At 63.1% G+C, this 7,435-nt stretch carries 7 protein-coding genes; 4 read left to right on the top strand and 3 right to left on the bottom strand.

The window, feature by feature from the left end; translation table 11 throughout:
• Positions 1–173 precede the first annotated feature (173 nt).
• From mmsA to AC1DUU_RS18235, 4 genes are all read left to right on the top strand, one after another.
• The gene (gene mmsA / locus AC1DUU_RS18250) at positions 174–1,709 is read left to right on the top strand and encodes a multiple monosaccharide ABC transporter ATP-binding protein (protein WP_476784818.1); all 1,536 of its coding nucleotides are present in this window, start codon (positions 174–176) and stop codon (positions 1,707–1,709) included.
• Positions 1,706–2,920, top strand: a complete 1,215-nt coding sequence (gene mmsB / locus AC1DUU_RS18245; RefSeq protein WP_476784817.1) for a multiple monosaccharide ABC transporter permease — start codon at positions 1,706–1,708, stop codon at positions 2,918–2,920. Before mmsA ends, mmsB begins: the two co-directional genes overlap by 4 nt.
• A gap of 147 nt (positions 2,921–3,067) precedes the next feature.
• A complete protein-coding gene (gene araD1 / locus AC1DUU_RS18240) occupies positions 3,068–4,063 on the top strand; it encodes an AraD1 family protein (protein WP_476784816.1) in 996 nt (331 codons plus the stop codon).
• A gap of 1 nt (position 4,064) precedes the next feature.
• Positions 4,065–4,832 (top strand): SDR family NAD(P)-dependent oxidoreductase, encoded by a 768-nt coding sequence (locus AC1DUU_RS18235; protein ID WP_476784815.1) that lies wholly within the window; start codon positions 4,065–4,067, stop codon positions 4,830–4,832.
• Here AC1DUU_RS18235 and AC1DUU_RS18230 read toward each other — a convergent pair whose 3' ends face one another.
• The 3 genes from AC1DUU_RS18230 to AC1DUU_RS18220 form a co-directional block, all read right to left on the bottom strand.
• Positions 4,833–5,852 (bottom strand): aldose epimerase family protein, encoded by a 1,020-nt coding sequence (locus AC1DUU_RS18230; RefSeq protein ID WP_476784814.1) that lies wholly within the window; start codon positions 5,850–5,852, stop codon positions 4,833–4,835.
• 80 nt (positions 5,853–5,932) lie between these two features.
• Positions 5,933–7,153 (bottom strand): NAD(P)/FAD-dependent oxidoreductase, encoded by a 1,221-nt coding sequence (locus AC1DUU_RS18225; protein ID WP_476784813.1) that lies wholly within the window; start codon positions 7,151–7,153, stop codon positions 5,933–5,935.
• 17 nt (positions 7,154–7,170) lie between these two features.
• Positions 7,171–7,435 (bottom strand): MocE family 2Fe-2S type ferredoxin (locus tag AC1DUU_RS18220; protein WP_476784812.1); only part of this gene is annotated, 265 nt, incomplete at its 5' end.

Raw genomic sequence — 7,435 nt, 5'->3', positions numbered from 1 at the left:
GGCTACATCAAGGCCGACGAGCTTAAGTAAGCGAAGGCGCCCTTTCGAACCCAACCCTTCTCCTGCATCTTGCGGGGGAAGGGCAGGCTCGGCGCATAGGCGTTTTCTTCTCTCCAGAAGTGCGGCAGACTGCGCGTGCGGTTGCCTTCTTCGTTGCTGGATCGAGAGTTCGGATGACGGACAGCACAATCCTTGAAATGCGCGACATCACCAAGACGTTTCCAGGCGTCAAGGCGCTGCAGAACGTCAATCTGGACGTCCGGGCTGGGGAGATCCTGGCCATCGTCGGCGAGAACGGCGCAGGCAAGTCGACGCTGATGAAGGTGCTGTCAGGCGTCTATCCCTTTGGCGAGTATTCGGGTGAAATCCGCTATTTGGGCCAGGAATGCCGTTTCGGCGGCATCCACGACAGCGAACGCGCGGGTATCGTCATCATTCACCAGGAGCTGGCGCTGGTGCCGCTCTTGTCGATCGCCGAAAACATCTTCCTCGGCAACGAGCAGTCGCGCTGCGGCATCATCGACTGGAACCTGGTCAGGCGGCGCGCGGCCGAACTGCTCAAGCGCGTCGGCCTGCGCGAGGACCCCGACACGCTGATTACCAATATCGGTGTTGGCAAGCAGCAACTGGTGGAGATCGCCAAGGCGCTGTCGAAGGAAGTGAAGCTGCTCATCCTCGACGAGCCGACGGCATCGTTGAGCGAAAAAGACAGCGACGCGCTGCTGCAGCTGCTCATAGAGTTCAAGGGCAAGGGCATTTCCTCGATCCTGATCTCGCATAAGCTCAACGAGGTGAGCAAGGTGGCCGACCGCATCACCATTTTGCGCGATGGCCAGACCATCGAGACGCTCGACCCGCACGAAATCACCGAGGACCGGATCATCACCTCGATGGTGGGGCGCACGCTGGAGGACCGCTTTCCAAGCCGCTCGCCCAACATCGGCGAGACGATCTTCGAGGTGAAGGACTGGGTGGTGCATCACCCCGTGCATCCCGACAGGCAGATCATCAAGGGTGTCAATATCAACCTCCGCAAGGGCGAGGTCGTGGGCATCGCCGGGCTGATGGGAGCCGGGCGCACCGAGTTCGCCATGAGCGTGTTCGGCAAGAGCTACGGCACCAGGATCAGCGGCGAGGTCTTCGTCCACGGCAAGAAGGTCGATGCGTCGACCGTCGGGCGCGCGGTGGCGCATGGGCTTGCCTACGCCACCGAGGACCGCAAGACCTACGGGCTCAACCTGATTGACCACATCAAGCACAATGTGACGGTCGCCAATCTCAAGGCGGTGTCACATGGCGGGGTTCTCGACGACATCGCCGAGCTGAATGCCGCCAACGACTATCGCAAGAAGACCAACATTCGCTCGTCGAGCGTCTACCAGAAGACCGGCAACCTTTCCGGCGGCAACCAGCAGAAGGTGGTGCTGTCGAAGTGGCTGTTTGCCAATCCCGACGTCTTGATCCTCGATGAGCCGACACGCGGCATCGACGTCGGTGCCAAATACGAAATCTACACGATCATCAACAGGCTGGCCGGCGAGGGCAAGGGCATATTGGTGATCTCATCGGAGATGCCGGAACTGCTCGGCATCTGCGACCGCATCTACGTGATGAACGAAGGCCGCATCGTCGGCGAAATGGCCGGCAACGAGGCGAGCCAGGAAAAGATCATGCGCGCCATCGTGCGCGGGGAGGCGAAAGCGTCATGAGCACAGAAACGGCAGCGCAGGCCAACCGGCCGGCCAATTCCGCGGCGCGCTCGGCCTGGCAAAGCAATTTGCGCGACTACGGCCTCGTGCTGGCGCTGATCGCCATCATGGTGTTCTTCCAGTATTTCACCGGCGGCGTCCTGTTCAAGCCGGTGAACCTCACCAACCTGGTGCTGCAGAACAGCTATATCATCATCATGGCGCTTGGCATGCTGCTGGTCATCGTCTCCGGCCACATCGACCTGTCGGTCGGGTCGGTGTCGGGCTTCGTTGGCGCGATCGCGGCGGTGCTGATGGTGCAATACAAGCTCGACCCGATCCTCGCGACGCTGATCTGCCTGGTTGTCGGCGGCTTCATCGGGGCCAGCCAGGGGTACTGGATCGCCTATATGAAGATCCCGTCCTTCATCGTCACCCTCGCCGGCATGCTCGTGTTCAAGGGCCTCGCCTTGTGGCTGCTCGGCGGAAAGTCGGTGGGACCGTTTCCGCCCGAGTTCCAGTTGCTCAGCGCAGGCTTCATCCCCGATGTGATCGGGCCGATGTCGGTTGCCGGGGTGAAGCTGCATTCGACAACGCTGGTGATCGGTCTCGCGATCGTTACGGCCATGCTCTATTTCGCCATCAAGAGCCGGGCCAGCCGCGAGAAACACGGCTACGAGGCCGAGCCTTTCGCGCTGTTCGTCGCCAAGAACGTGGTGATCGCCGGCATCGTCTTGTTCCTCACCTACATGATGGCATCCTACAAGGGCCTGCCCAACGTGCTGATCGTGATGGGCGTGCTGATCGCGCTGTTCGTGTTCGTCACCAAGCGCACGACGCTTGGCCGGCGCATCTACGCCATGGGCGGCAACGAGAAGGCGGCCAAGCTTTCGGGCGTCAAGACCGAGCGGCTGACCTTCACCGTCTTCATCATCATGGGGGTGCTTGCGGCGCTCGCCGGCCTCATCTTCGCCGCACGCCTCAATACCGCGACGCCGAAGGCGGGACTGGGCTTCGAGCTCGACGTCATTGCCGCCGTCTTCATCGGCGGGGCGTCGGCAATGGGTGGCGTCGGCCAGGTGGCGGGGGCGGTCATCGGCGCCTTCATCATGGGCGTGATGAACAACGGCATGTCGATCATGGGCGTCAATATCGACTGGCAGCAGGTGATCAAGGGCCTGGTGCTGCTCGGGGCGGTGGTGTTCGACGTCTACAACAAGAACAAGACTTGAGCCGCAGAGGCGGCTGACGGCGGCGCTGCGAGGCAGGGCCGCAATCATGAGATCGAGGGTTTGAACGCGGGCGGTACGCCGTCTCGCGGAGGCAAGTTTTTCGCCGACCACCGGAGACGGTTGCGGCGAAACGAAAGGAGTGCCGGAATGCTGATGTCCCAGATAATCTCCGCCGACGGCAAGAGCCGGGTGGCGGTACGCGAGGGTGAGACCGCGCGCATGGTCAACGATGCCAAGTCGATCTATGCGCTGGCGCTGGAGGCGGTTCGCGCTGGAACGACGCTCGCCACAGTCGTGGCCGATCGAGGCCTGGGCGACGTCGTCGACCTCGATGCGGCAGCGCGCGCCGGGCAATTGCTCTCGCCGGTCCGGCATCCCGACCCCGCGCATCTGCATCTCACAGGCACAGGGCTTACCCATCTGGGCTCAGCGGCGACGCGCGACAGCATGCACAAGAAGCTGAATGCCGAGGGCGACGAAGCCCTGACCGACTCCATGAAGATGTTTCGCATGGGGCTCGAAGGCGGCAAGCCGGCGCGCGGCCAGGTGGGCGTTCAGCCGGAGTGGTTCTACAAGGGCAATGGCAACATGGTGGTCGACCCCGGCAAGGCGCTGACGTCGCCTTCTTTCGCGCTCGACGCCGGCGAGGAGCCGGAGATCGCCGGCATTTATCTGGTGGGCGACGACGGCACGCCCTATCGCATCGGTTTCGCCCTCGCCAACGAGTTCTCCGACCACGTGACTGAGCGCATCAATTATCTTTACCTCGCTCATTCGAAGCTGAGGAACGCCGCCTTTGGCCCGGAGATTTTGGTGGGCGATCTTCCGGCTGATATCAGGGGCACGTCGCGGATCATCCGTGCGGGCAGGACGATATGGGAAAAGCCGTTCCTGTCGGGCGAGGCCAACATGTCTCACACCATCGCCAATCTTGAGCACCACCATTTCAAGTATGGCGTCTTCCGCCAGCCGGGCGATGTGCATGTGCACATGTTTGGCACGGCAACCCTGTCCTTTGCCGATGGGGTGAAGGCCGAGCCGGGCGATGTGTTCGAGATCGAGGCCAAGGATTTCGGCCTGCCACTGAGAAACCCGCTCAAGCTGGCGCGGGCGACGGCGCCGGTTGCCGTTCGAGCTCTGTGAGATGACGGAGATGATGGGAAACTATCCAAGCCTTGCAGGACGACCGGTGCTGATATCGGGCGGTGCGACCGGCATCGGCGAGGCGTTGGTACGCGGTTTTGCCGGGCAGGGCGCCAGGGTCGGCTTCGTCGATCTGGCCGAGACCGAGGGCAAGGCGCTGGCCGACGAGCTGGTGGCTGCAGGCGGCACGGTGGCTTTCCGGCAGTGCGATGTCACCGACATCGAGGCCTATCGGAACGCAATCGCCGAGATCGAGGCCTTGCATGGGCCAACGCTTGCGATGGTCAACAACGCCGCTAACGACACGCGCCACGACTGGCGCGAGGTGACGCCGGACTATTACGACAGCCGCGTGGCGGTGAATTTGCGGCATGCGTTCTTTGCCATACAGGCGGTTGCGCCCGGCATGATCGTTGCGGGCGGCGGCTCGATCGTCAATTTCGGCTCGATCGGCTGGATGAAGGCGTCGGGTGGCTATCCGATCTATGCGTCGTCCAAGGCGGCTGTGCACGGCATGACGCGCTCCTTTGCCCGCGACCTCGGCAAGCACGGCATCCGGGTGAACACGCTGGTGCCGGGCTGGGTGATGACCAAACGCCAACTCGACCTCTGGGTCGACGACGCGGCGAACGCCGAGATCGACAAGGCCCAATGCCTGGCCGGGCGTGTGATGCCTGACGACATCGCGCGGATGGCGCTGTTTCTCGCCGCCGACGATTCCAAGATGTGCACGGCGCAGAATTTCGTCGTCGACGGCGGCTGGGTGTAGCTACTCCACCATTGAGAACCGATATTCGGTGACCTGCGAATAGATCTCACCCGGCCTCAGCACTGCGCTCGGGAAATGCGGATGATGGATGGCATCTGGAAAACGCTGCGGCTCCAGGCAAAGCCCGCCATGGCGTACCGGCTCGATGCCGCCGCGCAACGGTGGTGCGACGGGCAGGAAAGCCCCATCGTAGAATTGCAGCCCCGGCTCGGTGGTCCAGAGGTCGAGGCGGATACCCGACCGCGCGCCCTCAAGCCGGGCCGCGTGCCATGGTTCGGGTGCTGGCTGCATGGCCAGGACGAAATTGTGATCGTAGGCGGTATGAGCACCGTCCGGCCCGTTTCGGATCGGACGTAGTTCGCGGAAGTCGAAGACGGTTTCGTCAGTCGCCTGCACCTCGCCGGTTGGAATGCTTTGTCCGTCGACCGGCGTGTAGGCCTCGGCGGCGATCTTGAGGCGGTGGTCGAGGATCGAGCCTGAGCCGTCGAGGTTGAAGTAGGCATGCGTCGCGAGATTGACCAAAGTGGGTGCGTCCGCGCGCGCGCCGAGCGCGATGCTCAGGCGGACTGATGTGAGGGAGTAGCGGCAGGTGGCGATGACCTTGCCGGGATAGCCCTGGTCGCCGTCGGGCGAGGTCAAGGCGAGCAGGACGGAACTCTCGCTGGTGTCGACGATGGTCCAGTTGCGGCGGAAGAAGCCGTCACCACCGCCATGCAAATGGGTGCGGCCGGCTTCGTTGAGATCAAGCTGATGTTCCTGTCCATCGAGAGTAAAGCGGCCGCCGGCAATGCGGTTGGCGCAGCGCCCGGCAATGGCGCCGAAATAACCGCCATGGGTGAGGTATCCGTCGAAATCGTCGAAACCCAGGATCACGGAGCGCGGACCGCTCGGCGTCTCAACAATCAGATCGGCAAGTGTTGCGCCGAAGGTGAGGATTTTGGCTTCGATGCCTGGGGCGGCAATGGTGATCGCTTCGACAAGCGATCCATCGTCCATGCGTCCGAATTCCGTGACCGGCATTTTTGACACCTCCGCGAGGCAAGCCACCCCAACGCAGAGTCACGGAAACCCATCCGATTCTCAAGCTGCTTTTACCTAAATCAGGCGGCGAGCAGGCTCTTGAGCTTGGTCGAAGGCGAGGCCAGTGCCGCTGGGTCAGGGTGCGCCGATTTGCCAATCAGCATTTCGGCGAGCCTRATGTCGCGGGCGACCGCATTGCCTGGACCGATGCCGCTGGCAGCGACCAGGCGGCCATCGTTCTTGAGGTGAAACAGGATGAAGGCGCCGTCGTCGAGATCGCGGCGCACCGAAAGCTCGCCCTCGTCGGGCAGGCCGGCGATTTGCAGCGTAAGCCCATACTGATCGGACCAGAACCAGGGCACCGCCCCATGCGCTTCTTCAGCGCCCAGCATGTTGCGCGCGGCGAGTGCGCCGTGCTCCTGGGCGCTGCGCCATGCCTCCAGCCGCACCCGGCGGTCGCCATAGACGGCGAGCGGGAACGAGCAGCAGTCGCCGRCTGCAAAGACGTGCGGGTCGCTGGTGCGTAGCTGGGCATCGACCGCGATGCCGTTGTTGAGGGCCAGGCCGGAAGTTTCGGCAAGCGCGGTGACCGGAATGGCACCGATGCCGATGATGGCGAGGTCAGCCGCAATAGCCGTGCCGCTTGAAAGCGTGATGCGGACGCTGGTGCCGTTGTCTTCGATCGAGGCGATGCCGTCGCCGCAGACAATGTCGACGCCTTCAGCACAGTGGGCCTCGTGGACGACCTGGGCAATCTCCTCGGGAACGCCACGCATGAGGATCCGCGGCTGGGCTTCGATGACGGTGACCAATGCACCCAGCTTGCGCGCCGATGCGGCGAGTTCGAGCCCGATGAAACCGCCGCCGACGATGGCGACATGCGAACCGGTACGCAGATGGGCACGAATGGCGAGCGCGTCGTCGAAAGTGCGGAGATCAACGCAACGTGGCCCGAGGCCGCCCATCGGCAGCTTGCGCGGGATGGAACCCGTTGCAATCAAAAGCTGGTCGTAGTCGAGGTCGGACCCGTTGGTGAGCCGGATCGTGCGGTTCGCCCGGTCGATCGAGGTGACCGAGGTCGAGCCGAGCAAGTCGATGCGATGTTCTGCGAGGCGGGCGGTATCCGCAATGGCTTTGATGGACGGAGCTTCAGGATCGACCATCGCCTCCTTCGACAGTGGCGGGCGCTCGTAGGGCAGATGTGCTTCGGCGCCGACAAGCGTGACCGTGCCGTCATAGCCTGCCTCGCGAAGTGCAAAGGCCGCGCGTGTCCCGCATTCGCCGGCACCGATGATGACCATTCCCGCCGCCATTGGTTTCAACCCAGCTGGACGAAGACCTTGCCGGCGTCGACTTTCACCGGATAGGTCTTGAGGTTGACACAGACGGGCGCGCCACGAGCGGCACCGGTCTTGTAGTTGAAGCGGCCATTGTGCTTGGGGCACTCGATGATGTCGCCCATGACAAGCCCTTGCGACAGATGGATSTGCTCGTGCGTGCACAGGCCGTCGGTGGCGAAGAACTCGTCATCCGGGCTGCGGTAGATGGCAAAGGTGCGTCCGTCATGGTCGAAGCGCATGACG

The sequence above is a fragment of the Aminobacter sp. P4_H6_2 genome (assembly GCF_056400805.1).
Note: the sequence above shows the minus strand (reverse complement) of the source record. Positions and strands in the feature narration are given on the sequence as shown.

Coding starts and splice junctions, on each gene's coding strand:
- AC1DUU_RS18230 (WP_476784814.1), bottom strand. CDS start 5,852: ATGCCGGTCACGGAATTCGGACGCATGGACGATGGATCGCTTGTCGAA.
- mmsA (WP_476784818.1), top strand. CDS start 174: ATGACGGACAGCACAATCCTTGAAATGCGCGACATCACCAAGACGTTT.
- mmsB (WP_476784817.1), top strand. CDS start 1,706: ATGAGCACAGAAACGGCAGCGCAGGCCAACCGGCCGGCCAATTCCGCG.
- araD1 (WP_476784816.1), top strand. CDS start 3,068: ATGCTGATGTCCCAGATAATCTCCGCCGACGGCAAGAGCCGGGTGGCG.
- AC1DUU_RS18235 (WP_476784815.1), top strand. CDS start 4,065: ATGACGGAGATGATGGGAAACTATCCAAGCCTTGCAGGACGACCGGTG.